Consider the following 26,118-nt stretch of genomic DNA (forward strand, 5'->3'; position numbering starts at 1 on the left):
CATACACTTGACATGACAAAAGCCAGCCGCCCCGACACACTCAGTTTTTTTGGTCTAAAGTAAGATCATAACTTCCGTCAAGTGCCAAGGGCTTGTTCATGCAGTCACGACTCAAAGCAAGGTTACTCACTCTGGCCATCATGGCATGGGCAAGCGTTGGAATCGCTGGCGAGGATGAATCGACATTGCACGCGCGTCTGTGGGTAGGCGCCATGACACCTGAACGCATTGCCTACGAAACGGCAGCCATAGAATTGGCCTTTAAAAAGACCCAAGTTCACGCTGGAGATTACCAGTTAACCTTGGTGCCCGAGGAGAGAAGTACCGAGCGCTCCATCCGGGAGCTGCGCGAAGGTTCAGTGATCAACTTGGCATCCGCACCAATCTGGCCGATTAATCTAGAACCTGACCCTCCCATGGATATTGTACCCATTGCACTCGCCAATGGTTTGATGGGCTATCGGCGCCTGATCGTGCGCAAGGGAGATTTGGGAAAGTTTGAGTCTCTGAGCAGCCTCGCTGAGCTGAGCGAGCTATCCGCAGGCTTGGGCCGGGGCTGGAGCGACGTGGCGGTATTCCAAAAGGCTGGGCTACCCGTCGTTGAGGGCACGAATATTCCGCTGCTTTATTCAATGTTAGTTCGGGAACGTTTCGACTATTTCCCCCTGGGCTCACTGGAGGTGGAGGATTCACTCGCAGCTTCAGGTTTTGCCGACGACCTGACTATAGTTCCCAATTTAATAATCTATTACCCACTTCCCATCAATGTGCAAGTCAGCATCAACAAACCGGAGTTAACTCAACGCATAGAGCAAGGGCTAAAGGCCGCCAAAGCCGACGGCAGCCTGCAGAGCCTATTCGACGAGCACTATCAAGGACTGGTCAGCAAGCTGCAGCAGCTCAACCCCAAGGTTGTGGTGCTGGAAAACCCCAACATGCCCGATGTGGGCGTACTCAGTGAACCGCTGCTGTTGCCCGAAAGCCCGGTAATCCGCTAAGGGATTACTCGAGCTGGGCTGATTTGGCAGGAGGAGCTTACTCGGGCTTAGCCGCGTCCGGCGCCGCTTTTTGCTGGCTGGCTTGCTGCACGGCCTGAGCAAAGATGGCGTCAAAGTTCAGCGGCGGCAACATCAGCGCGGGGAAAGAGCCGCGAGTAACGGCCGCATCAATGGCTTCCCGTGCGTAGGGAAACAGAATTTGTGGGCAATGCGAATTGATCACCTGACTCAGTTGCGGCCCGGTGATGCCAGAGATGCCAAACAAACCCGCCTGCTTCACTTCAACCAGGAACACCACTCGATTTTCTATCGTAGCGGTTATGGTTATCAGCAAAACCACTTCATGCATCCCTTCTTCAATGGTGCTGACCTGTACATTCAAATCCTGGTCAATCTTAGGCTGGTAAGCCTGGCTAAACGCCTCTACACCCATGGGCGTTTCGAACGACAGGTCCTTTAGGTATATGCGTCTGATCTTCAGGCCGGGCTGTGCTTTTTGCTGACCTGCGGCCTCGCCCTGTGTGGCGTCAGTTGAAGGGTTGTTGTCTTCGGACATAAGTACGCTCTGCTCTCAATAAGTCGTTAACGGTTCAGGTTCGCCAGTGCGGACCGGTTAATTATTTCACCAGAGGCAAGTTCTGGCTCTGCCACTCGGCAATTCCCCCAGACAAGCGGCGCACTTCAAAGCCATTCTGGCCCAGAACCCGACCAACGTTGCCCGCGTGCTGGCCGATCTTGTCAGCTACTACAAGGGTTTTATCGCGATATTGCTCCAACTGCCCCAACTCTGTTGAAACCTTGCTGTGAGGTATATGAATTGCACCGGGGATGTGGCCTGCATTGAACTCGGCCTTATCGCGCACATCCAACAGAACCCCAGACTCGTCATTAAGCATGCGCGTCACTTCGTGGGGAGAGATGGGGCGGCCATTTTTTACCCGCTCACGCCAGGCGTAGACGAGGATCAGCGCGGCCAGAATCGTGACCAGCAGCCACTCCTGGGTCAAAAATTCAATGAAAATCACTGGTTAGCCTTCCGTTAAGAGCCCGTGGATCGATTGGCGTGCCCGGGAAGCGCCCCGAGCGCGGGCCGCAGTATACACCAAAGAGCCCGCATTTCTCAGCTTCCGGCATAGAGTTACGCATGCCAACACGTTAGAATGGGGCTTTGTTTACCGCCGTGGCACCACCCTGTGGCTGGAAGCCCCCTTTCGATTCAATCCGACCTAGAAGTGACACTGAGTATGACCGCCACCAAAAAACCGATTGTCCTGCTTATTCTCGATGGTTTCGGCTATTCCGAAAACACTGAACACAACGCCATTTACAGCGCCAACACACCGGTTTGGGACCAAGTCTGGGCCAACAACCCAAAAAGCTTGATCGAAACCTCCGGTATGGCCGTAGGCTTGCCCGAAGGCCAAATGGGCAACAGCGAAGTCGGACATATGACCATTGGCGCAGGGCGAGTGGTCTATCAGAGCTTTACGCGGGTCAACAAAGCCATTGAAGACGGCGATTTCTTTGAAAATCCCGCCTACGTTCAGGCGATCGACAAAGCGGTTAGCGCCGGTAAGGCCGTACACATTTTAGGCTTGCTGTCCGAAGGCGGTGTGCACAGCCACCAGGAACACATCTACGCCATGATGAAAATGGCCGCTCAGCGTGGCGCAAAAGAAATTTACCTGCACGCTTTTCTGGACGGGCGGGACACAGCTCCGCGCAGCGCCAAAGCGTCCCTGGAAAAAGCAGACGAGCTGTTCCGAGAGTTGGGTGTAGGCCGCGTCGCCAGCCTATGTGGCCGATACTTCGCACTGGACCGGGACAACCGCTGGGATCGCGTGGAAGCCTGCTATAACGCCATGGTCACTGGCAGCGCGGAGTTTGACGCGGAATCCTCTCTGGAGGGTCTGGAAGCGGCTTACGCTCGCGGTGAAAACGACGAATTCGTTAAAGCTACTGTGATCGCCGCCGAAGGCGAGGAAGTGGCTACCATCAACGACGGCGACTCGGTCATTTTCATGAACTTCCGCCCCGACCGGGCCCGCGAGATCACCCGCGCCCTGGTGGAGAAAGACTTTGACGGTTTTGAGCGCGAGCTGCACCCGCAGTTGGCAGACTTTGTCATGACCACCGAATACGCCGCTGATATCAAGGCCAGTTGCGCCTTTCCTCCGCAGGAAATGGTCAACTCGTTTGGCGATTATCTGGCCCAGCAGGGCAAAACCCAGCTGCGCATCGCCGAAACAGAAAAATACGCCCATGTGACCTTCTTCTTTAACGGCGGCTCAGAGGACAAATTTCAGGGCGAAGACCGAATTTTGGTGCCCTCACCGAACGTGGCCACTTACGACCTGAAACCGGAAATGAGCGCTCCAGAAGTCACCGACAAACTGGTAGAAGCCATCAAGTCCGGCAAGTACGACGCCATCATTTGTAATTACGCCAATGGAGACATGGTTGGGCATTCAGGCATTTTTGAGGCGGCCGTTAAAGCGGTGGAGGCCGTGGACGCCTGCGTGGGCCGGGTTCTGGAAGCCTCGGACGAAGTGGGTGGAGAAGTCCTGATTACGGCCGATCACGGTAATGTTGAAGAAATGTTTGATCCCGAATCGGGTCAAGTCAGTACCCAGCACTCCACATTGCCTGTACCCCTGGTCTATTGTGGGCCGCGCAAGGGCCGCATTCTTGACGGCGGCTCCCTGGCGGATTTGGCTCCTACCATGCTTAAACTCATGGACCTTGCGCAGCCGGCTGAAATGACCGGCCGCAATCTCTTTGAGACGAGCTGACCACGGCCCTAAACGGAACACCTGTATGAGCGCCTCCTCCCGAATGCTATCGTCGCCGCGAGCCTTGTTTTGTGCTCTAACACTGGCGCTGGGCCTTGTCTTCAACGGCCCACTGCCAGCCCAGGCCAATGACGCACGCGAGTACGAAGCGCAACTGAAAGAGCTGAGTGAAAATATCCAACGCCTGCAAAAGGAGTTGGAATCCGTTCAAGGCACCCGGGATGAGCTGCGTGATCAGTTGGAGAAATCCGAATCCGAAATTGGCGAGCTGATCAAGAACATTGAGCGTATTGAAAAGCAACTTAAAGAGCAGGAAGAAGACCTGAAAAGCCTGCATCAGGAACGCTCGGAACTGCAAGTGGCCCGAAACGCTCAGCAGCAAGAAGTGTCCTATCAGGTTCAGGCGGCCTACCAGCTGGGCCGGCAGAGCCAGATCAAGCTGCTGCTAAACCAGGAGTCGCCCGAACGCGTCTCCCGCGTACTTCGCTACTACGACTATTTGCTGGAAGCCCGCAACGAAAAAATTCAATCCTACCTGGCCACCTTGGACCGGTTGGATCAAATCGAGCCACAAATCACTGCTCAGACACGGTCTCTGGAGCAAAACCGCACCGCCCTGAAAGAACGGCATAGCGAGCTTAGCCATCGACAACAAGAGCGCCGCAATACCTTGACCGCTCTGAACAATCGAATTACCAACGCCGACCAGGAACTGGCCCAAATGCAGGGCAACCGGGATCGACTGGAGCAATTGCTGACGGAGATGACCTCCGCCATCGCCAACATGTCACTGCCGGACGGGGACCAACCCTTCAGTAATCGCAAGGGGCGGTTACCCTGGCCCACCGACGGCACTGTGCAGCACCGCTTTGGCAGCTCCCAGTTCGCCGAAAAAATGCAGTGGAATGGCGTCGTCATCAGAGCCCCTGCCGGGCAGGCCGTTCTGGCTGTACACCACGGCCGGGTAGTGTTCTCTGATTATTTTCGCGGTCACGGTCTGCTTTTGATCGTGGACCACGGCGAGGGTTTTATGACGCTCTACGCACACAATCAGAGCCTTTTTAAAGAAACCGGTGAGTGGGTTAGCGCTGGCGAACGAATTGCCAGTGTCGGCAACACCGGTGGACGACAAACGACCGGCCTGTATTTTGAGATTCGCCAGAACGGGCGACCTACAGATCCCTCAGCTTGGCTGGCACAGGCGTGAATTACTGACTCTGGGGAAGGTCTTAGTCCTCAGAAACCTGCCAACTGGCAGGACACAATATAACCACTAGATAGTTCAAAGGCCTTAGAGCCTCAGGAGACCTTAATGCTCTATGCTCAACTTCACCGCCGCGCCGCTCGAGCGGTGGCTTTGGCGCTACTAGCCGTGCCGGTATTGGCGCTCGCGGATTCCCCTCAAAAGGTACCGACGCTTGAGCCCCAGACCGAAGGTTTGTTGCCACTGGAAGACCTGCGCACCTTTACTCGCGTGTACGACCACATTCGCAGTGGCTATGTGGAAGAAGTCAGTGACTCCCAACTCTTGGAATACGCCATTCGCGGTATGATTGCCGAGCTTGACCCCCATTCCGCCTATTTGGATGAACGCTCATTCGAAGATTTGCAGGTGCACACCTCCGGTGAATTCGGTGGTATCGGCATCGAGGTAGGCATGGAGGACGGCTTCGTTAAGGTGATCTCCCCTATTGACGATACGCCCGCTCACAAGGCTGGTATCCAGGCCGGCGACTTAATCATTCGCCTGGATGATCAGCCCGTGAAAGGCATGAGCTTGAGCGAAGCGGTAGAAAAAATGCGCGGGCCCAAAGACAGCAAACTGGACCTGACCATTATTCGCCAGGGCGTGGAACAGCCCATGGAAATCACCCTGGTCCGGGATGTGATCCGGGTACGCAGTGTACGCACTCAAATCCTGGGCGACGAATACGCCTATGTGCGGATAGCCCAATTCCAGGTTGGCACCGGGCCGGATATGGTCCGAGCCCTGAAAAAAATGAAAGAGGAACATAGCGGCCTGAAAGGCATTATTCTGGATTTGCGCAACAATCCGGGGGGCGTTCTGCAAGCCTCTGTGGACGTGGCGGATGCCTTCTTGGATAGCGGCTTGGTGGTTTACACCGAAGGTCGCCTGGAAAACAGCGACATCAAATACTACGCCAATCCCGGTGATATCGCCGAGGATCTGCCCATCGTTGTGCTGATTAACGAAGGCTCTGCCTCCGCTTCAGAAATCGTTGCCGGGGCCCTTCAAGACCAAGGCCGAGCCATGGTGCTGGGCACACGCAGCTTCGGCAAAGGATCGGTGCAAACCGTGGTACCCATCAGCGAAACCCGCGCCGTCAAACTGACCACCGCTCTTTATTACACGCCCGATGGTCGATCCATCCAGGCGCAAGGCATAGCGCCCGACATCACCATCGAGCGCGCCAAAGTCACGGCCCTGCCCTCCGCCAGACGGCCCACGGAAGCCGATCTCTCCCGTCACCTGGGCAACGTTCGCGGCGGGCAAGAGCAGAACAGCCGCACCCGCGCTGAGCAAGCTCCAAAAAACGAACTGTTGGCGGACGACAACCAACTTAGTGAAGCCCTGAATATGCTGAAAGGTTTGTCCATCTACCAAAGCCGCAAAGCCGCACGCCAAGAAGCGCCTAAGGCTGAACCCGCCACGGACGATCAAGACGACAGCGCGGCTGAAGCTCGCCTCGAACCGTGACCCCAAAAGGGAAACTTTGTCTTATAGCACTGTGCTGGCTCTGCGCCGTCAGCCCAGCCAGTGCCGATGGCCTTCTGGCCGTGATCATCGACGATGTGGGTTACAGCGCCGCTCTGGGCGAGCGCACCCTGGCCCTGCCGGGAGCATTTACCTTGGCAGTGCTCCCCAAAGCCCCCCACAGCGCACGCCTGGCTCGGCTCGCCGCCGAACAGGGCAAGGAGGTCATGCTACACAACCCCATGAGCAACACCCGTGGCTTACCACTGGATCCGGGTGGGCTTACGGAAACCATGGACAAAGCCGGTTTTTTGGCGGTATTGAAAGAAAACTTCGAGCTCATACCCGAAGCCCAGGGACTCAACAACCATATGGGTAGCCTGCTAACCCAGGAAGCCGTCCCCTTGGGCTGGCTAATGGAATTCCTCAACACCCGCGGAGCTTACTTTATTGACAGCCGAACCACGGCTGCAACTCGCGCCTGGGAAACCGCCCAACGCTACCAGGTGCCCAGCCTCCCTCGAGACGTATTTCTGGATCACGACCGAGAACCTGAACAGATACTCCACCAATTGGGCTTGGCCGTGAGCATGGCTAAAACTCGCGGCTACGCGGTCGCCATCGGTCACCCTTACCCCGAAACCCTGGCCGCATTAGAGCATCTGCCAGCCATGCTCAACGGAGCCAGAGTCGAACTCGTGTCTATCTCGGACCTGCTTGGTGCAGTGCCCTACAGCCTGCCGCGCGTCGCCACCGGCAACTGTTTAGCACCACCATACGCGCTTCAACTGCATTTTGAGGACCCGACAGAGAGTGTGGAGATACCCCTTCCAGACATTCAGCAAGCGATAAAAAGAGAACTTCCCTATACAGATTTGGTATATGCAGAGCAAGATTAACGCGTTACAATGCTTGACGTAAAAAATTTTGGACCAAGGAAGTCAGCGGGGATGGAAATTTCCCCACCATATCACTGACAGAGGTGCGCACCATGACTACACATCGAGTTGGCGAGCAGGGCGAAATACCCGAGCGTAACGGAAGATTTATTCAAAAGCAGGGCTACTGGTACTACACCACTCGTGAAGGTGTGGATATAGGCCCCTTTGACACCCGCGATGAAGCGGAAGTGGGCGTGGGCGAGTTTATCGACTTCGTTTGTGCCGCTGAACCCAAGATTTTAGAAATCCTGGAGAGTTACCGCGCGGCTTGATCAGAGAGTCGCAGGCAGGCAAAAAGCGGGGTTAACGCCCCGCTGCACAACAACTTTCCAAACGGCAATCTAAAGCCGCACCTCAATACCCCTTTCCCTCATATACTGTTTGGCTTCCGGTACAGAATATTCACCGAAGTGAAAAATACTGGCCGCGAGCACCGCATCAGCATTACCTTCAAGTACACCATCCGCTAGGTGCTGAAGATTACCGACACCCCCAGAAGCAATCACAGGCACTGAAACCGCATCGCTAATGGCTCGTGTGAGTTTCAGATCGAAACCATTCTTAGTGCCGTCTCGATCCATACTGGTCAGCAAAATTTCCCCCGCGCCATAGGCCGTCATACGTTTGGCCCATTCAACCGCATCAATGCCCGTCGGCTTGCGTCCGCCGTGAGTAAAAATCTCCCACCGCAACGGCTCCCCTGGCCGAGATACCTGCTTTGCATCGATAGCGACCACGATGCACTGAGCTCCAAACCGATCAGCCGCCGCTTTAACAAAATCGGGGTCGGACACCGCCGCCGAGTTAATACCAACCTTATCGGCACCAGCGTTAAGCATACGGCGAATATCTTCAATTTTGCGGATACCGCCACCCACCGTGAGGGGAATAAACACCTCAGAAGCCATTCGCTCCACCGTATGCACCGTGGTATCACGCCCTTCGTGGCTGGCCGTGATATCGAGAAAGGTCACCTCATCGGCACCCTCTTCGTTATAGCGCTTGGCCACTTCCACCGGGTCACCGGCGTCCCGAATATCCACAAACTGAACGCCCTTGACCACGCGGCCATTGTCCACGTCCAGACAGGGAATAATGCGTTTTGCTAAAGCCATGGAACACCTCTAATGAAATTACCTAAGCGGAGAGCTTCGATACGCCTCAAAGACTTTCAGAATCCTCGGAGGGCTGGGCGGAGATTTGCCCTCGCAGACTCTCGGTGGCACACACTACTGTCCAGAAGGGCTATTATCGCTCCGTAGTCAGTCCCGGCCCGGGAAAGAAACTGCTTTGCAGACACGCCGTAAATACGTCCCTGTAGGCTTCTCGTCGGCTCCCTGCCTCCGAGAGTCTGCAAAGCAGTTTCTTCCCCGGACCTCAGAGTGTAATTTTTACTAGGTGGTTTGATTTACACCGCTTCTCCGCACTTCTTTCCGGACTAATTTGAGGAGAATTACTGTAGTAGCACAGTTTTCACGGTCCCAAATAGTAGTTTCCCTCGGGGGTTGCGGGTTGTCGAAAAGAACTCGGCAGCTTGACGCTACGAGGGACGTGCAGGGTGAGTGTTCAGCAAGCCTCAAAAGAGGGACCTTTTGAGGCAGTCCCCAGGGATGGGTTTACGACGTTTGCTGAACACTCACCCTGCGCGGCCCGGGGGCTTCCTTACGAAGTCGTTGGACCTGCCTGGCTACGGGGCTGTCGCTTTACCAAAACTTAAGCCTGCCCAGACCCGTCACACCAAGCCTGCGCCTCAGCGACATCCAAAGTGCCCTCGTAAATCGCCCGCCCAGTAATCGCACCAACGATACCCTGATCCGACACCTTCGACAGCGCCTTGATATCATCCATATTCGTAATACCGCCCGATGCAATCACCGGAATACTGGACGCCTTCGCCATCGTCAGCGTCTGCGCCACATTGACCCCCTGCATCATGCCATCACGGGCAATATCCGTATAAACGATCGCACTGACACCGTCTTTTTCAAAACGCTTCGCCAAATCCGTCGCCTTAACCTCCGACACCTCCGCCCAACCATCGGTGGCCACCAAACCATCCTTCGCATCCAAACCGACGATAATATGCCCCGGAAACTGAGCGCACATAGCCGCTACAAACTCCGGCTCCTTCACGGCTTTCGTGCCGATAATCACATACTCAACACCCGCCTGAAGATAATGCTCAATCGTCTCCGCACTACGGATACCGCCGCCAATCTGAATCGGCAAATTCGGGTAGGCTTTTGCGATCGCCGTTACCACCTCACCATTGACCGGCTTCCCCTCAAAAGCGCCATTCAGATCCACCAAGTGCAGACGCCGACAACCGGCATCCACCCAGCGCTTGGCCATGGCCACAGGATCATCAGAAAACACAGTAGAGTCGTCCATCAGGCCCTGGCGTAAGCGTACACACTGGCCGTCTTTCAAATCGATGGCAGGAATAATCAACATTGAATTTTAATCCGGTCGTTGGTTTGGGGATGAATCAAAGTTAGGGCTTACCGTCCCAGGCCACAAAATTTTTCAGCAACTGCAGACCAGCCGTGTGGCTTTTCTCCGGGTGAAATTGCGCTGCGAACAGATTATCTTGCTGCATAGCCGCGGCAAACGTTCGACCGTAATCACAAGTGCCCGCCACCTGGTCCAGATCGGTCGCTTCCGCATAGAAACTGTGCACGAAATAGAAACGGGCATCTTGCTCGATTCCCGCCCACAGCGGGTGATCCTTATGGTGCACCTGATTCCAGCCCATGTGTGGCACTTTCAACACATGACCGTCGGCATCCTTCAAATCCGGGCCGAAAAAGCGCACTTGCCCAGGCAGTAGACCAATACAATCCACACCGCCGTTCTCCTCGCTTCGCTCCAGCAGTGCTTGCATACCCACACAAACCCCCAGTACCGGTTTGCCGGATGCCACTTGCTCACGCAGAAGTTGGTCGAAACCCAAACGGCGAATTTCCGCCATACAGTCGCGAATAGCGCCCACTCCGGGGAACACCACACGATCAGCGGCCGCCACCACATTAGGATCACTGGTGACAAGCACTTCAATTTCGGGGGCCACTTTGCTCAAAGCGCTGGCCACAGAGTGCAAATTGCCCATGCCGTAGTCGATAACGGCCAGAGTCTGTCGGTTCATAAATTCAAACTGCCAGGGAGTTAGAGGCTGCCCTTAGTGGAGGGCATGACACCCGCCATACGCGGGTCCATTTCCAGAGCCATGCGCAGGGCGCGGCCGAAGGCTTTGAATACCGTCTCTATCTGGTGATGGGCGTTAGCACCGCGCAGATTGTCGATGTGCAAAGTGACTTGAGCGTGGTTAACGAAGCCGTGAAAGAACTCGGAAAACAGTTCCGTATCGAACTTGCCGATGCGTTTCTGGGTAAAGGGTATATCCATCATCAGGCCAGGACGGCCGGAGAAGTCGATCACCACCCGAGACAGCGCCTCGTCCAAAGGCACGTAGGCGTGGCCATAGCGACGCAGGCCTTTCTTGTCGCCTACGGCTTTAGCCACTGCCTGCCCCAGGGTGATACCGATATCTTCCACCGTATGGTGGTCGTCAATGTGGATATCGCCCTCGCAAGTGATGTCCAGATCAATCATGCCGTGGCGGGCGATCTGGTCCATCATGTGCTCTAAAAAAGGCACGCCGGTATTAAAAACACCTTTGCCACTGCCATCCAGATCAAGACTGACGGCGATGCGGGTTTCCAGGGTGTTGCGAGTTACTTGTGCGCTGCGATTGGCCATGGGCTCTCCGGTTCGGCGGCGCTAGGGTGCGCCGCGACAGGGGCAAATCAAAGGCGCAATTATAGCGTTATATCCCTACCCAGCACCATGGCCATAAAGCGTTCGCGCATCTCTGGTGTCAGGGTACGCCGGTTCTCCCACTCGATGTCGCCATCCGGCTTATCGAAGTCAAGAGTAATACCCCACAGAGGCGCGGCACTGGTGGGAAGCATGGAAAAACGCGCGTCACCCACCATAGTCGGCTCCTCCGGGTGAATCGCTAACAACCGGTCAGAGTATCGGTACATGCGCCTCAGGTCACGCCGCACCCTTGAGCCTTCCGGCAAATGCTGCCAATCTTCCGGGCGCAAAAGCTCCGTACTCTCGCCCGGATAGACGCGAGCCCCAAAGCCTACCCGCACCGCGTCCACATAAGCGGTGTTACCTTCTACCGCCATAGCGCGCCAAAGCACCAGGTTAGCCATGGTGGGCTTAATGATAATTCGCTCGGGATTCTGCCCCCGCTCCGCCGCCAGCTGTTCTGCCACGTTCAGGGCCCGCTGGTGCTGTATCAGCCCGAAAGCCAAGTACATACAGCTCAGACCCAGACCAATATAGGCCCATTGGCGCCGCCTCAAGCTAAAAGCAAGAATGAGCGTCACCAACACCAGGAAGGTAAAGACCGGGTCCACCACGGCAATAATATTTGCCGAGATGGGCTCACTGGTGAACGGCCACAGCAGGTGAATCCCGTAACTGGTACTGAAATCCAACAGCAAGTGCGACACATAAGCCGCCAGAGCGGCCAGATAGGCGCGAGAAAAAGGCAAATAATTGCGCGCCAGCGGCCAGCACAAAAGAGCCGCAATCAACGCGCCCAGCGGCGCGAACACCAGTGAATGGGTAAAGTGGCGATGCATGGAGAGCACCAGAAGCGGGTCCTCGGCGCTGCGAATTAGGGTATCCACATCGGGCAACAGCCCGGCCACAATACCGATCCCAACCACGGCGCGCAGTTGGCCGGGTTTGCTGACGGCTTGGGCCGCCAAAGCGCCCATTAGCCCATGAGTGACTATATCCATAATTAAATGGCGCCTGGGGGCGCACCGCTATTCAAGAAGAGGGGACTTTACTACAATTCGAGCCCCACTGTTTACTTTGAGGCCAGCGTGCGAATACCCCGAATATACACCGAGCAACCCCTGGCGCAGGGATTGAGCCTGGAGCTGGAAGAAGGCCCTTCCCGGCACATTGGCCGAGTGTTGCGCATGCAGCCAGGGCGGGAGCTAACGCTGTTCAATGGCACGGGCGGCGAGTTCCAAGCCCGCGTTAAGCAGGTGGAGAAGCGCTCGGTAACCGTCCAGGTGGAAGCTTACACCCCGGACAATCGCGAGTCTCCCCTGAGCCTGGAGCTGGCCATCGGCTTGTCCCGGGGCGAACGTATGGACTGGGTTTTACAGAAAGCGACGGAACTGGGGGTTACCCGCATCAAGCCTCTGCTGACCGAGCGTACCGAAGTCAAACTCAGCGGCGAGCGTCTGGAGAAAAAATTCAACCACTGGCGGCAGATTATTATCAGCGCTTGCGAGCAGTGCCAACGCAACCTCGTGCCGGAACTGGCGCCACCGCAAAAACTGGAGGAGTGGCTAAGCAGTAACCGCAACGCGCTTAGTTTAGTCTTGCACCACCGGGACAGTCGGGGTTTACCGGAAGGTCAAGCACCGGAGAGCGTGGCGCTGCTGGTGGGCCCTGAAGGGGGTTTGTCGGAACCAGAAATTGCTCAGGCGCGCGAGGCCGGCTGCGCACCCCTAACCCTCGGGCCGAGAGTGCTGCGCACGGAAACTGCACCCGTGGCCGCGATCAGTTTGGTTCAGTACCGGTGGGGGGACTTTTCCTGATTAGCCGGTTCTGATTAACGAGCCAAAGACTGGAAGTCAGTGTCGTCCTCAAAGTCTTCATCATCCTCGAGGTCATCTTCTTCGCTGTCGTCATCATCATCGTTGCCGGGTGTGCCCGTGCGCACCCCCTGAATGCGCTCGTTAAACACCACCTCATCGCGGCTTTGCACATAAAAGAATTCGAACGGCCGCACCTCGATGACTTCATCGTCGCATGCTGGGCCAGTCTGAGGCTGGTAGTTTTCATATTCAAGAATGACTTCCACCACGCCTTCCGTGATGGTTTGAGCTTCTACACTGCGTAAAATTAGCTTGTGGGCGCAGATGTTGTCATCCACCAATCCAGCGTCATAGAGCACCACTTGGCCTCGAGAAAAGTCCGGATCGTCAATGGGCTGATCGGTATAACCATCGATCAAATGGTAATAATCGTCCAGATTGACAGCCACTTCCAAACGCTTGCCGGCAAACTCCATCAACAGTAACGGCTCAGTACCCGATACCAGAGTGGTCACCGGAACCGGCGTGGGTTCGGGCTCCTCCGGGTCACTGGGATCGAAGGGCTCCTGGCGAGCACCGCCACAAGCGGTCAGCAATACACAGGAAAATACCAGGGGAGTTAAAAATCGCGGCACGAGAATTACCTTCTACAAAAGGGGACGTACAACCGGCTAGTTCTGTCCCTTTAAAACGTCCAACACGGCTTGCTCCAGAGCGCCGACGTCGGGGATGACCGCCTGCTCTCCCGCCCAAGATACTGGCATCAGATCAAAAGGCTTTTTCTCAACGTCTTCCCGCTCTTGCAGTTCATCAGCGCTCACGCGAGCCAAACGCGGTAAGCCCTGGGCCAGAATAGCGACAAAAGGCAGATCATCGCTAACACCCGTACTATTGAACACGGCCACGCGGGCACGAGATCCCGCCGTAGCGCGGGGGGCGCCGTTGATGGCTTCAAAAGACAGTAAAGGGACGGACAGGTCGCGCCATTGGTAGTTCCCAAGGAACCACTCTGGGCCACCGGTCACTTGTTCGACTCTACCCAGCGGAACGATCTCCGCCACTGAAACGTTGGGTACCAGCAGAAACTGTCCTTCGAGAGGAATCAGTAGGCTGGCCATGTCCTGGGCCTTAGGAGCGGCTAATGGTTGCGGGGCTCTCATGAGTTCGGTCCTCAGGCTTTCATCATTGGTAACGGAATTTGGTATTGTACCGTCAGTTGTTGGGCCAATTGCTCGGGGGTGCCATTGTAACTGACACAGCCAGTAGCCAGGGCCATGTCCGGCATGGAGCTGCTCGTGCAGCTATCCGGACTCTGCACCCAGATCCTGCCGCCACGCTGCTTGAGTAGACGACCGGCGCTGGCGCCGTCATCGCCCATGCCCGAAAATACAATCAGCCCTGCGCGCGGGCCGTATACGCGGGCAACGTTGGCCACCAGCTGATCTACGGACGGGGCGTAGGGCCCACCCCAAGGGCCGTCACTCAAGGCAAAAGTGCCATTTTCCAGCACTTCGACACGTTCCTGAGCAGTCACAATAAACAAACGGTTTTCCTGCAACACTTCACCCTGTACCGCCAGCGAAGCGGGGTAAGGGCTGTCGCTCATCATCTTCACCAGCGTCGAGGTGTAATGCGCATCAATGTGTTGAACATAGAGAAACGCCACACCCAAATCCGGCGGCAGTTCCGACAAAAATCGTTTAACCGCTGCGGGCCCACCCGTAGAGGCGGCCAACACCCATAAATCACTGGCCCGCTCTGTATTCTGTAAATTGATGTCGCCCGCCAGCTGGCGCAGTTTGTCCATGATGCGCCGTAACCAGGCGTTGTGCTCGTCAGTGCCGGGGCGATAGTCGCTGCTGTCGCTCACAATTAAAGGCACAGTGGCGGACTCCAACAAGGCTTCCAGTGTTTCCAGTTGTTCGGCCGGAAAGTCACTGTCCTCATCGGTGGGCGCGGCCACATCCACTACCCAGGCATCAACGTCGCTGCGAGCCAAAGCTTCTCCGGCATCGGCGCCCAAAGTCGTGGAGCAGATCAATTTATGCCCGGCCTCCGCTACACTCATGCCCAGGTATTGGCGCTTGAGCGGCTGATCCACCAATAGGCCAATCCGCAAGCCAGTCACAATACTACGCCTTCGGATCCAACAGCTCGTTAATATTGGTTAGCAGCAGATCCTCCTGATAGGGCTTGCCCAAGTAACGATCTACGCCAAGACTGAAAGCCCGATCCCGGTGCTTTTTACCCGTGCGCGAGGTGATCATGATGATCGGTATGTCCTTCAAGCGAGAGCTGGTACGGATGTTCTTCGCTACCTCGAACCCGTCCATGCGCGGCATTTCAATATCCAGCAACATAACGTCGGGGATGTGGTCCTGCAGCATAAGGAGTGCCTCGGCACCATCTTTGGCGGTAATCACGTGGAAGCCTTCGCGCTCCAGGAAGCGGCCGGTCACCTTTCTTACCGTGACCGAATCATCCACCACCATAACGGTTCGCTCCTGAGCCTCGGACTCTGGCGCTTGAGCCGGCTCCAACAAGGTAGCGTTGGACATACCCAGAGCCAGTTTTTCGCGCATCAAAGCGTGCGGATCAAGGATCACCACCACGCTACCATCCCCCATTACGGTCGCGCCGGACACGCCGGTCACCGTACTGAACTGTACGCCCAGGGTTTTCACCACAATCTCGCGGCTACCTAAGAGCCGATCCACTTGCAGCGCCAGGGTGTGCTCCGCGCTTCGTACCAGAACGACCGGTAGAGGCAAGGTCTGACCGTCCAATTTCGGACGGGCCCGACTATCGAGCATGGCGCCCAGGTAGCGCACTTGGTATTGCTCTCCCGCGTATTCAAACAGTGCGCTTTCATCCTGATAATAGTGTTCCAGCTCGAAAGGGCTGACCCGTACAATACCTTCGATGGTGTTCAGGGGAATCGCGTAGTAATCGTCGCCGATCTGAATCATTAGGGCCCGGTTTACCGACACGGTAAAAGGCAGCCGAACAATAAATTCCGTGCCGTGACCCCACTCGGAATTAATAAACATGGAGCCACCCAGCTGTTTAATTTCCGAGTGCACCACATCCATACCCACACCGCGACCGGATATCTGGGTAACTTTATCGGCGGTACTGAAACCGGCATGCAGAATAAACTGCATAATGTCCCGGTCACTCAGGGAAGCATCGGCGGTCATCAGGCCACGTTCAATGGCTTTTTCCCGCACTTTTTCCAGGTTGATACCGCGACCGTCATCCACCAGTCGCAACAGAACTTCGCCGCCCTCGCGCGAAAGGCTTAAGACAATCCGCCCGGTTTCACCTTTTCCGCTACGGTCACGCTCATCCGGCATTTCAATACCGTGGTCCACGGCGTTACGCAGCATATGCTCGAGGGGCGCGACCATGCGCTCCAATACGGAACGGTCCAGTTCGCCTTCGACGTTGTCTAGCTCAAAGCTGACATCCTTACCCAGCTCGCTCGCCGCTTGACGGACGATACGCCGCAGCCTCGGCACCAAACGCGAGAAAGGCACCATGCGCGAACGCATGAGTCCTTCCTGCAAATCGGTGTTAATACGGGACTGCTGCAGCAATAGGGTTTCCGTATCGCGGTTTTTATCCGAAAGCGTAATTTTCAGGTCCAACAAATCCGACGCAGATTCCATCAGGGAGCGGGACAGTTGTTGCAGCTGTGAATAGCGATCCATCTCCAGAGGATCAAACTCTTCGTGCGCTTCCATTTGCTCCTGTCGGAACAGCACCTGGGCTTCGGTTTCGATATCCAGTCGACGCAGCTGTTCCTGCAAGCGAACAATGGTGGAATCCATCTCGTCGATGGCCAAGCCCAAATCACCCACTTGTTCTTCAATTCGACCACGAGTGATGGAGGTTTCACCGGCGAGGTTCACCAGCTCTTCCAGCAGCTCAGCGGAGACTTTTACTACTTCCTGCGGGCCGCTGCGACGCGCCGCCAAATGTTGCACTTGAGCGCTTTGGCCACCACCGGTGGATACTTGCGAGGTTTGGCCCTCGTGCACGGCGGGTGGGAACTCATCCCTTTTAGCGGGAGGCTTAGCCTTGGGCGTGAAGGGGACGACCTTGGCTTCTTCACCCCGAACGTGAGCCGCTCGATCGGTTTCGCTGGGAGTAGGCGCTTCCGCAGCTGGCTCAGTAGGCTCTGCGGGCGTGACCGGGGCGGCCTCCGCTGGCAGCTCAACACCATCCAAGCGTGCTCGCGTGCGTTCGACACCCTTGTGAATCTGATCCTGGAATTGATTCAAACGCTGGAAGAAGGCTTGATCCAGTGTTTCTTCACCGCTGAGGCCAATCACCAGAGTTTCAAAGTCGTGCGCCAGGTCACCCACGTCGCTGATGCCCGCTAAGCGCGCGCCACCTTTGAGTGTGTGCAGAGCGCGCTTGAGCTCTTCTGGCCATTCGGGATTGTCCCAGTCGTCCTGCCACTCGTGCAGAGCGCCTTCCATGGATTCAAGCAGCTCTTCGGCTTCTTCAACAAAGATTTCAACGATTTCGTCATCGGCCTCATCGTCGTCATCTTCAGAGTCTGAACTAGAAACGTGCGCCTCTGGCTCCGATGGAACAACGCTGGTCTCAACGTTAGCGTCTTCCACTTCGATTGGAGATTCCGCTTCCGCTGCAGCACTGTTGTTAGTTTCGGATTCGACTTCAGATTCGGTTTCGGCTTCGGCTTCGGCTTCGGCTTCGGCTTCGGCTTCGGCTTCGGCTTCGGCTTCCAGTGTATGCACCTCGGGGGCCTCGACAAGCAGTGCGTCAAGTGCTTCGGTCAAAGCCGCGGGTTCGGGCTCCAGGTTTTGCCCTACGGCGACCGCATCCACCATATCCAGCAAAGCCGCATGCGCAGCCTTCAGGTTTTCGCACAGCGAGTCACTGTACTGCAGAGATCCGGTTATCAACGCCTGATAGATACGGTGCAGCTTGTCCCCGAGCTCCGCCATGGGGGGCTGATTGGCGCGGCGTGCACCGTTGGTCAAAGTAGCCAACTCGTCCTGCAAAGGCTTGAGTGGGTCCAGCTGTTCCGGTTGATTGCGCCATTCGTCGAGGGTTTTATCCGCATCCAACAGCAGGTTCATATCTTCGGCCATGAAGATCGCCAGCAACTCCGGATCTATAGCCTCCAGACCTTTGGCCTCGGCCTCTTGCTGACGAACCAGCGGCGCTACGAAGCGCTCCCGCAATTCGTTCACGCGCGCTACGAATTGATGCAGTCGGGGAATTTCCACCGGCTCACCCTGCTCAATATTGGCAAGGGCAACCGTGGTGTAATCGACCGCATCGCGCAGCAACTGCAGAATGTCCTCGTCGATGTTCACCTGATAAGTACGCAGCTCCTTGACGAACCGTTCCAAGGGCGACACGAGTTCGGCAACTGGCTGGATATCCGCCATGTGCGCACTGCCTTTTAAGGTGTGCAGGGCACGCTGGGTGCTGTCGCTGGGCGGGGTGAAGACGGGTGCGACGGTTTCCATTTCATGAATGTATTGATCCACGACCTGCAAGTGCGTCAGCGCCTCAATGCCAAAAATTTCCCAGAGCTGACCATCCGGCTCGTCATCGTCTTCCACCGCTGCGGCCGTTTCGGGTTCGTCTTGAACAGTGGCCGTCGGCGAGGATGGCTCTGGTGCCACCAAGGGAATCTCTTCCGGCGTTTCACCGCGCGATAAGGCGTCGGCCTGGGCCGCGTAAGCCTCGGCCAGCTGCGGGTGCGGATTTGGCTGCCGGGTACGGAACGCCTCAATCATATCCGGTAGTATGGAGCGTACCTGCTCTATCGCATTGACGTGCGGTTCACCGGGCGTAACCGTACCGTCGATGACCCGGTTCAGCATATTCTCAATGGACCAGGCCAGCTCACCAATATCGTTGGCGCCAACCATACGGCCGCTGCCTTTTAAGGTGTGAAAAGCACGTCGGAATTCAGTGAGCGACTCTTGATCTTCAAAATTGGCTGCCCACTTGGGAAAGTACTCGGCTATGGTTTCACTGACCTCACCCGCTTCTTCGACGAAGATTTCCAAAATTTCCGCGTCGAATTCATCGTCGTCTTCGCTCGCCGTTGCCTCAACGGAGGTTTCGGCCTGCTGTTCACTTTCCTGATCCTGCGCGTCTGCTTCGGCCACTTGTGCCGCTAACGCTTCTACGGAATAGTCTTCATCGGCGAGAGACGGCTCAATAGTTTCGGAGTCGTCCTCACTCTGTGCCGCCGTCTCGGTTTCATCGGTTTCGTCTTCAGAAGACTCATCCGTGTCATGGAGCGCGCGCTCCAGCTCTGACGCTTCGGATTCTGCAGTGTCTGTTTCTTCCGTGCTCGGCGTGTCGGCCAAAATCGCCTGATAAGCTTCGCTCAAGGCTTCCTGCTCATCCACCTCATCTTGTGTTGGTTCGGGTTCAACCTTGGCGGGGCGAGCGGTCGAAGGCGTTTTGGCGACGGCGTAGCCGAGCTGTGCAACGCTATCCTCGGCTACCCCCAGGAGAAGTTCGTTTTCTTCCTCGCGGTCGATGTTAAAGCGTTCAAGGTAGTACTCGACGCTGGTAATGGCATCGGCCAGTGTGTCCAACTTGGACCATTCGGGCGAGGCATCCTGAGCCAACAACTGTTCTTCCACGTAGCGGGCGCAGGCTCCGAGTATTCGGGCTGGCCTCGGCATAGGAATCATTTCCAGACCGCCGCGAATACCGCGCAACGTGTCGGGGACGCTCTTCAGGTGAGAGTGATCCCACTGAGAGGCGATGTACTCAATGATCGCGTCTTTGGTCTGCTCCAGCCCGCTGCGCGATTCGCGCAGAACTGACTCCTGCGCCTGACTCAAATTCAGATCGCGGTGGTTGTCTTCACCTTCACCTTCGCCGCCTACGCCAGCGGCTAGATTGTCCAAACGGTTTTCGATGTCGAGCACCTTACCGGCAACCGCCATCAATTCTCCATCACTCAAGTCGCTGCCCGCATTGACTACCAGCTCAATCGCGGCGCCCTGTTCCAAAACTTGTTTGCGCAGGTCACCAATGCCCAGCACAGCCATGGTATCGGCAACTCGCTTAATCACCGGCAAGGCTTCTGCCAGTGTTTCCTGTCGCTCTCCACCGGCCAAAGACACATCCAGCGCTTGCTTGACGATATCCAATTCCACTTTGAGGGCCGCCACCACCGAGCGCATGGCTTCGGCGTCTGGGGCGGAAAGCATGTTCTGCGCTTCCTCACCGGTTTCCTTGCCCTCTGGCAAGGCCCGATCCAACTCATAGAGTTCGTACACGTGCTGCAGATGCGAGTCGGTGGAAAAGCCCGGTGCGTGTTTTCCTGAACGGGCGACGTAGTAAAGCAGATTTTTAATCAGCTCTTGGTCAGCGGGCGTATCAAGGGGCGCGGCGCCATGCACCACAAGAAGCTTCAGCTCCTTATCCAACTGACGCAGCAAGTTCTTAATGGACACGCTGGATTCGATAGCATCGATTTCCAGGGCTTCAGCCAATGCCAGGCAAATGTGCCACAACGGTTGACGCGCGGTGCCGCTGGTTAATTTGTGCACCCGTGCGAAGACTTTTTTCAGGTAAGCCAGGTTTTCGTCGGCGTTGACTGACCGGATAAAACCGGCGGCCGCGTACTGATACATCTGACGCAGCTTGCGTACGGTGTCTTGAAACTGTTGGCGATTTTGCAACAGCGGCAGACGCTCGCCACTGATCTCACTGGCCGGGGCCAAGTATGGGCTAAAGAGATTGGTTTCCGTCAGTAAATGTTCGCCACGCACGGTGCGCAGGTCATTGAGAAGCGGCAATACAATTAACGGGTTGTCGCGGCGACTGGTTTTGACTTTCTCCAGGTACACGGGGAACTGCAAGATGGCCCGCATCAACACTTCCTGGGCTTCTGCGCTGCTGGCTACGCTGCCGTCGATCATGGATTGAGTCAGACTCTCCATTTCCTCGGCCATCATGGCGGCGCCATGGAACTCCACCATTTGCAAACTGCCATGCACTTGATGGATATGCGTCAAGCAAAAACGCAACCGGGCTTCGTCTTCTGGATTTTCAACGTAGGCCTCCAGGGCTTCGCGCGCCTGACGGAGGGTTTCGACAATCTCGTGCACTACCCAGTCAAGGGCAGCGAAATTACGGCTGTCTGACATGCGAAGTATTCCTCATTATTCTTGTCGCTGGTCGCGAATGTAGGCTTGTACTTCGGTTCCCACCACGCGCTTCAGGCTCGGATGTTCCCAATCCACGGATTCACCGAGGCCAATAATCAGTACACCACCCGGCTTCAAGCGCTCGGCGAATGCGTTCAAAATATCGCGCCGCAACCAGCGACGAAAGTACACGAGCAAATTCTGACAGAAGATAACGTCCATATTGACGGGGGGCATAGAGCCTATGCGGGTCACGTTTCCGTGACTGAAGCAAACTCGATCGCGCAGCTTCTCGACAACTTGAAAATTACCATTGTCGGTGCGGCGGAAGTAGCGTGCCACTTCGTCAGGGTGCAATTGCTCCAGTTTGCGAGTAGCGTAAACACCGGTGCGGGCCTGCCCCAAAGCAGCGTTGCTGATGTCCATGGCTGTCACGCCGTAATACGGCGCCAGAGCCGCCAATTCGAAACAATCATTGGCGACCATAGCCAGTGAGTAGGGCTCTTCGCCACTGGCGCAGCCCACACTCCAGATATCGAAACTGCCCTGCAGCTCCCGATTATTGATGCGGTTTTGAATAAACCGGCGAACGTATTCCAGCGAAGGGCGATGGCGAAAAAAACTGGTTTCCTTGACCGTGAGTCGATCCACCAAAATGGACCACTCCATAAGGCCAGACAGGCCGTCGGTCACCTGCTGGTAATACTGGTTGTAATCGCTACACCCAAGCTCCCGCATGCGCATCGCCACCTGCGACTGCAACAGCGTTTTCTGCTGGGCAGAAAGCTGTATACCCGTGCGCTCCTCAAGCAATTTGCTCCACTGAACAAACTGGCTGTCGGTCAACGCTGATGGCGTTTGCAAGGACCAAACCATTACCGCACTCGACTGTTATCGCTGGGGGTTAAACCCGGGCCTGGTCGCGCTCAGGCTTCAGATCGTCGTCTTCATCCCCGGGCAGGACTTCATCTTCCAAATCCACCACTTCGCTATCGTCGAAATCTTCCGGGAGAGCACTGTAGTCAATGCTTTCCTCTTCCATCTCAAGCTCGGGAACCGGGGTCGCCTTAGTGAAGGCATCCTGAGTACCTTCTTCTTCCGGCAGTTTGAAACCGGCCACAGATTCACGCAGGTCCATGGCCATTTCCGCCAGGTTACCAATCGATTGAGCGGTGGCGCCGGTACCGGCTGAAGTTTGAGTGGTAATTTCCTGAATCACGTTCATCGTGTTGGAAATGTGGCCAGCGGAGGATGCCTGTTGGCGAGCCGCGTTGGAGATGTTCTGAATCAATTCAGCCAGGTTGTTGGATACTGTTTCAATCTCTTCCAGAGCCACACCTGCGTCCTGTGCCAGACGGGCACCGCGAACCACCTCAGACGTCGTTTGCTCCATGGAGATAACCGCTTCGTTGGTATCGTTCTGAATGGTCTTAACCAGGGCTTCAATCTGCTTGGTTGCAGCCGCTGAACGTTCCGCCAGCCGCTGCACCTCATCCGCTACCACCGCGAAGCCGCGGCCCGCGTCACCGGCCATAGAGGCCTGAATTGCCGCGTTCAAGGCCAGAATGTTCGTTTGGTCGGCAATGTCGTTAATCAAGCTAACGATGTCACCAATCTCCTGGGAAGACTCACCCAATCGTTTAATCCGCTTGGAGGTGTCCTGAATCTGCTCACGAATGGTGTCCATGCCGTGGATGGTGTTCTGTACCACTTTGGCACCGTTGGTGGCGATCGATACCGCCCGCTCGGCTACCGCGGCGGATTCGGAGGCGTTGGCCGATACTTGGTCAATAGTTACCGCCATTTCATTCACCGCCGCCGAGGCGCCGGCAATTTCCTGCGCCTGGTGCTCAGAAGCTTCGGCCAGATGCAGTGCAGTTTGCTGGGTTTCCTGGGCGGCAGCGGATACGTTTACCGCCGTTTCGTTAATGCGCGCTACCAGAATCCGCAGTTGGTCAATGGTGAAGTTAATAGAGTCGGCAATGGCCCCAGTAAAGTCTTCGGTTACCGTCGCGGTGGTGGTCAAGTCACCATCGGCCAGATCGGCCAGTTCGTCCAGCAGACGCAGAATCGCCGTTTGGTTACGCTCGTTGGTTTCAGCGGTTTCCACCAGGCGACGACGTGTGCCTCGGAACAACTGCGCGCCAATCAAAGCCAAACAGATAACGGCCGCAATACCCAGCGCAAGAATGGTCAAGTTATTGGGCTGACGCAGCGATTCCTGCAAAGAGATCTTGTCGGAAATATCAGCCAGGCCTTCCAACAATACCGGGCTGTTGTCCAGCAATGCCTCACTCGCCTGCAGGGAGCTCAACAGTGCGGGCGAGCCTTCGAAAATTTCTTGAACGGAACTGTTTACAAAGTCAAACAGATCGGCGATTTGAGCCAGGGTCTGCTGGGCTTCAGGGTTGGTTACGCGGCCGATGCGCATGGCCACGTCACCTTCCTGCATGGCGTTGAGTACGCGGCCGTAAATGTTGGCGTCCAGGTTGAACTGGTCGGCAGCGATGTGTGCGTCGGCATCACCACGAAGCATTTTATCCACGTTGCGTCCGATACGCTCTGCACGCCAGGACTGCATCTGTGCTTGCGAAATCTGTTCAGATGGAGAGTCAGTTTCCAGGAGAATTTCCACAATGTCATTGTGCAAGGATTGCAGCTCGGGAAGCGTGTCATTCAGACGCTCACCCACCTGGTTCAGAAAGATGATGGTTTCCTGGTTTTCGAGAATCGTCTGGCTGTTACTGCGAGCTTGCCGCCAGATATTGTTGTAGGCGGTAAATTCACGGCTCAATTCCCGGCGGGTACGCTGATCGCTGGCACGCAGTTGATCCCAGGTTTGGTCCATGCTGCCGACCACCGAATTCAATTCGGCGAACGCATTCTGGTTACCGGAGACCGCCTCCCGAGACAGAGCCGTCAACCGATAGGACTGTGCCCTAAGCTCGGCGGCCTGCTGCAGGTAAAGCTGGTCAGCTTCCAGGTCCCGCTGCACCTCGATGTAGACGTAGGGTATAAGGACCACAAACCCTATGAGCAGGACGACCAGCACCGCCATCGCCGGGTTTGCCCGGGCGGAGGCGAGGAAGTTTCTGGATTCGGTTTTCATGTAAGCACCCCTGAAAGTGACTGAACGTCTTATTGTTGTTCGTGAACCGCCTGCACCAGCACCGCAGTCAGCTCGAAATTAAAATTCAATGAGGCGAGCCCCACTAGGTCTTTGCGGCGTTGATAAAACGCGGATCTTCTGCCAGCAACGCGGGCCGGAACACTGTCCAGCGCTGGCCGTCGACCTGATAACTACCGGCCGTGTAGGAGCGTATGCTGTCCTCAACCGGTCCCGCTTCTTCTTGGTATTCGTCCACCGGAAAGTGTTGCATACCAAACACCTGGTCCACTAAAAGCCCGGTATACAGGGTTTCAGTTTCCAGGATCAGCACACGCCGCTGCTTGCGGGTGCCCGTCAGACGCTGTCCGTAGAACATCGCCATATCAAAGATGGGCAAAAGCCGGCCGCGCACGTTGGCCACGCCTTGCACCCAAGGCTGTACGCCAGGCAAATGCGTGAATGCCGGCACTTCCAGCATTTCCGAGACTTCGCCTAGGGGTGCGACGAAATAGCTCCCCATCAGGGCAAAACCGATACCGCTCCAGTGAGGGCGAATATCCACCTGAGCGGGAAGCCCGCGCGCTGCCGCCCGGCTGCGCTCAGCGAGCTGAGTCAAGGCTTCAAAGGCCGCTCCCGATTCCGCCATAGCTGCCTACGCCTCACCCACTGGAACACACATCAACGTCATAAACGGACTCTACTTTGTGACCTTGGCGATAGCGCCGGTCAACATTTCGGCGGTGACCGGTTTGACCAAAAAGTCCTTGGCGCCTTGGCGCATGCCCCAAACCCGATCAGTCTGCTGATCCTTGGTAGTGACGATGATCACCGGTATGTGAGCCGTCTCGGGGGCCTTGGTCAGCTGTCGCGTGGCCTGGAAACCGTTGAGGCCGGGCATAACGATGTCCATTAACACCACATCCGGCAACTCTTTCTTCGCGATGGCGATGCCATCTTCACCCGTTTCAGCAGTCAGCACTTCATGACCGGACTTCTCAAGCATGGAGGTGAGCTTGTAGGTTTCGGTAGGAGAGTCGTCTACAATCAATACTTTGGCCATGATTACCCCAAGGTAGATGAGTCAATTTAAGAGTTTTCGTTATTGTTCACTGTCGGACCAGCTCCGGCGTTCAGGACGCCTCCGCCTGTTTGACGTGAGCCTCAATGGCTCCCAGCAGTTCGCTCTTGCTAAACGGCTTAGTCAAATACTGATCCGAGCCAACGATTCGGCCTTTGGCCTTGTCGAACAGCCCATCCTTGCTTGAGAGCATAATTACCGGAGTAGATTTGAATTCACTGTTATTTTTGATCAAAGCGCAGGTTTGATAGCCGTCCAAGCGCGGCATCATGATGTCCACGAAAATAATGTTGGGACGGGTATCGGCGATTTTGGCCAGCGCGTCAAACCCATCTGTGGCAGTGACCACGGTACAACCGGCTTTTTTTAGCAGAGTCTCAGCCGTGCGGCGAATAGTTTTACTATCGTCGATGACCATGACTTTAAGGCTTTCTAAACTGACGTCCATAATACTGACCTTCGACTTTTGTTATTGCCACCCCCAGGTTTTGCGACTCACGTCACGCCCGGAACATTGTCCAAGCTACACTCCTGGCAGCGCATCTATCTGAATTGTAGTCTTATATAATGTAATTTGCCTACCGGCCTTTTAACCTATCGGACTTTTAACATAGTTATTAAGAATTATCTATAACCACCTGAATATATAAGGAATCCGTTGCCGTTTCGTTGTTTTTATACCT

Annotated in this window: 23 protein-coding genes; 7 read left to right on the top strand and 16 right to left on the bottom strand. The window is 55.9% G+C overall.

The window, feature by feature from the left end; translation table 11 throughout:
* Positions 1-98: 98 nt before the first annotated feature.
* A complete protein-coding gene (locus RBH33_RS07600; protein WP_306731556.1) occupies positions 99-998 on the top strand; it encodes a type 2 periplasmic-binding domain-containing protein in 900 nt (299 codons plus the stop codon).
* A 37-nt stretch (positions 999-1,035) separates the two neighbouring features.
* On the opposite strand, the gene secB is transcribed toward RBH33_RS07600, so the two are convergent.
* The gene (secB, locus tag RBH33_RS07605) at positions 1,036-1,554 is read right to left on the bottom strand and encodes a protein-export chaperone SecB (RefSeq protein ID WP_306731557.1); all 519 of its coding nucleotides are present in this window, start codon (positions 1,552-1,554) and stop codon (positions 1,036-1,038) included.
* 61 nt (positions 1,555-1,615) lie between these two features.
* Positions 1,616-2,023: a rhodanese-like domain-containing protein gene (locus RBH33_RS07610; protein ID WP_306731558.1), complete on the bottom strand. Its 408-nt coding sequence runs from the start codon at positions 2,021-2,023 to the stop codon at positions 1,616-1,618.
* A gap of 219 nt (positions 2,024-2,242) precedes the next feature.
* Here RBH33_RS07610 and gpmI point away from each other — a divergent pair, with 219 nt between their 5' ends.
* The 5 genes from gpmI to RBH33_RS07635 all read left to right on the top strand — a co-directional run bounded on the left by gpmI (position 2,243) and on the right by RBH33_RS07635 (position 7,719).
* Positions 2,243-3,790 carry a 2,3-bisphosphoglycerate-independent phosphoglycerate mutase gene (gpmI, locus tag RBH33_RS07615; RefSeq protein WP_306731559.1) on the top strand — a complete coding sequence of 516 codons (1,548 nt, stop codon included), beginning with the start codon at positions 2,243-2,245 and terminating at the stop codon, positions 3,788-3,790.
* Between the two features lie 25 nt (positions 3,791-3,815).
* Complete coding sequence (locus RBH33_RS07620) at positions 3,816-4,997, top strand: murein hydrolase activator EnvC family protein (protein ID WP_306731560.1); 1,182 nt, start codon at positions 3,816-3,818, stop codon at positions 4,995-4,997.
* 105 nt (positions 4,998-5,102) lie between these two features.
* Positions 5,103-6,509 (top strand): S41 family peptidase, encoded by a 1,407-nt coding sequence (locus RBH33_RS07625; protein WP_306731561.1) that lies wholly within the window; start codon positions 5,103-5,105, stop codon positions 6,507-6,509.
* Positions 6,506-7,405: a divergent polysaccharide deacetylase family protein gene (locus tag RBH33_RS07630; RefSeq protein WP_306731562.1), complete on the top strand. Its 900-nt coding sequence runs from the start codon at positions 6,506-6,508 to the stop codon at positions 7,403-7,405. Before RBH33_RS07625 ends, RBH33_RS07630 begins: the two co-directional genes overlap by 4 nt.
* A 92-nt stretch (positions 7,406-7,497) precedes the next feature.
* Positions 7,498-7,719, top strand: a complete 222-nt coding sequence (locus RBH33_RS07635) for a DUF6316 family protein (RefSeq protein WP_306731563.1) — start codon at positions 7,498-7,500, stop codon at positions 7,717-7,719.
* Between the two features lie 69 nt (positions 7,720-7,788).
* Here RBH33_RS07635 and hisF read toward each other — a convergent pair whose 3' ends face one another.
* The 5 genes from hisF to RBH33_RS07660 form a co-directional block, all read right to left on the bottom strand.
* On the bottom strand, positions 7,789-8,562 hold the full coding sequence (gene hisF / locus RBH33_RS07640; RefSeq protein ID WP_306731564.1) for an imidazole glycerol phosphate synthase subunit HisF: 774 nt from the start codon (positions 8,560-8,562) through the stop codon (positions 7,789-7,791).
* Between the two features lie 598 nt (positions 8,563-9,160).
* Positions 9,161-9,901, bottom strand: coding sequence for a 1-(5-phosphoribosyl)-5-[(5-phosphoribosylamino)methylideneamino]imidazole-4-carboxamide isomerase (gene hisA, locus RBH33_RS07645; protein ID WP_306731565.1), 741 nt, complete (start codon positions 9,899-9,901; stop codon positions 9,161-9,163).
* Between the two features lie 40 nt (positions 9,902-9,941).
* The gene (gene hisH, locus RBH33_RS07650) at positions 9,942-10,592 is read right to left on the bottom strand and encodes an imidazole glycerol phosphate synthase subunit HisH (protein ID WP_306731566.1); all 651 of its coding nucleotides are present in this window, start codon (positions 10,590-10,592) and stop codon (positions 9,942-9,944) included.
* 20 nt (positions 10,593-10,612) lie between these two features.
* Positions 10,613-11,206, bottom strand: coding sequence for an imidazoleglycerol-phosphate dehydratase HisB (gene hisB / locus RBH33_RS07655; RefSeq protein ID WP_306731567.1), 594 nt, complete (start codon positions 11,204-11,206; stop codon positions 10,613-10,615).
* Between the two features lie 59 nt (positions 11,207-11,265).
* Complete coding sequence (locus tag RBH33_RS07660; RefSeq protein ID WP_306731568.1) at positions 11,266-12,267, bottom strand: metal-dependent hydrolase; 1,002 nt, start codon at positions 12,265-12,267, stop codon at positions 11,266-11,268.
* An 87-nt stretch (positions 12,268-12,354) separates the two neighbouring features.
* Between RBH33_RS07660 and RBH33_RS07665 the strand changes: the two genes are divergently transcribed.
* A complete protein-coding gene (locus RBH33_RS07665) occupies positions 12,355-13,083 on the top strand; it encodes a 16S rRNA (uracil(1498)-N(3))-methyltransferase (protein WP_306731569.1) in 729 nt (242 codons plus the stop codon).
* Positions 13,084-13,097: 14 nt separating this feature from the next.
* Here RBH33_RS07665 and RBH33_RS07670 read toward each other — a convergent pair whose 3' ends face one another.
* The 9 genes from RBH33_RS07670 to pilG form a co-directional block, all read right to left on the bottom strand.
* Positions 13,098-13,718, bottom strand: coding sequence for a hypothetical protein (locus RBH33_RS07670; protein ID WP_306731570.1), 621 nt, complete (start codon positions 13,716-13,718; stop codon positions 13,098-13,100).
* Positions 13,719-13,754: 36 nt separating this feature from the next.
* Entirely contained in the window at positions 13,755-14,243 is a 489-nt protein-coding gene (locus RBH33_RS07675; RefSeq protein WP_306731571.1) for a chemotaxis protein CheW, read from the bottom strand.
* An 11-nt stretch (positions 14,244-14,254) separates the two neighbouring features.
* Positions 14,255-15,211 carry a chemotaxis protein CheB gene (locus tag RBH33_RS07680; RefSeq protein WP_306731572.1) on the bottom strand — a complete coding sequence of 319 codons (957 nt, stop codon included), beginning with the start codon at positions 15,209-15,211 and terminating at the stop codon, positions 14,255-14,257.
* A 4-nt stretch (positions 15,212-15,215) separates the two neighbouring features.
* Complete coding sequence (locus RBH33_RS07685; RefSeq protein WP_306731573.1) at positions 15,216-21,248, bottom strand: hybrid sensor histidine kinase/response regulator; 6,033 nt, start codon at positions 21,246-21,248, stop codon at positions 15,216-15,218.
* Between the two features lie 15 nt (positions 21,249-21,263).
* On the bottom strand, positions 21,264-22,124 hold the full coding sequence (locus RBH33_RS07690; protein ID WP_306731574.1) for a CheR family methyltransferase: 861 nt from the start codon (positions 22,122-22,124) through the stop codon (positions 21,264-21,266).
* A gap of 28 nt (positions 22,125-22,152) precedes the next feature.
* Complete coding sequence (locus RBH33_RS07695; RefSeq protein ID WP_306731575.1) at positions 22,153-24,357, bottom strand: methyl-accepting chemotaxis protein; 2,205 nt, start codon at positions 24,355-24,357, stop codon at positions 22,153-22,155.
* A gap of 103 nt (positions 24,358-24,460) precedes the next feature.
* The gene (locus RBH33_RS07700; protein WP_306731576.1) at positions 24,461-25,003 is read right to left on the bottom strand and encodes a chemotaxis protein CheW; all 543 of its coding nucleotides are present in this window, start codon (positions 25,001-25,003) and stop codon (positions 24,461-24,463) included.
* A gap of 51 nt (positions 25,004-25,054) precedes the next feature.
* Positions 25,055-25,417, bottom strand: coding sequence for a twitching motility response regulator PilH (pilH, locus tag RBH33_RS07705; RefSeq protein WP_306731577.1), 363 nt, complete (start codon positions 25,415-25,417; stop codon positions 25,055-25,057).
* A 70-nt stretch (positions 25,418-25,487) separates the two neighbouring features.
* Entirely contained in the window at positions 25,488-25,883 is a 396-nt protein-coding gene (pilG, locus tag RBH33_RS07710) for a twitching motility response regulator PilG (RefSeq protein ID WP_306731578.1), read from the bottom strand.
* Positions 25,884-26,118: the final 235 nt, after the last annotated feature.

The sequence above is a fragment of the Marinimicrobium hydrolyticum genome, from assembly GCF_030848505.1.
Classification (GTDB): Bacteria; Pseudomonadota; Gammaproteobacteria; order Pseudomonadales; family Cellvibrionaceae; genus JAVDDU01.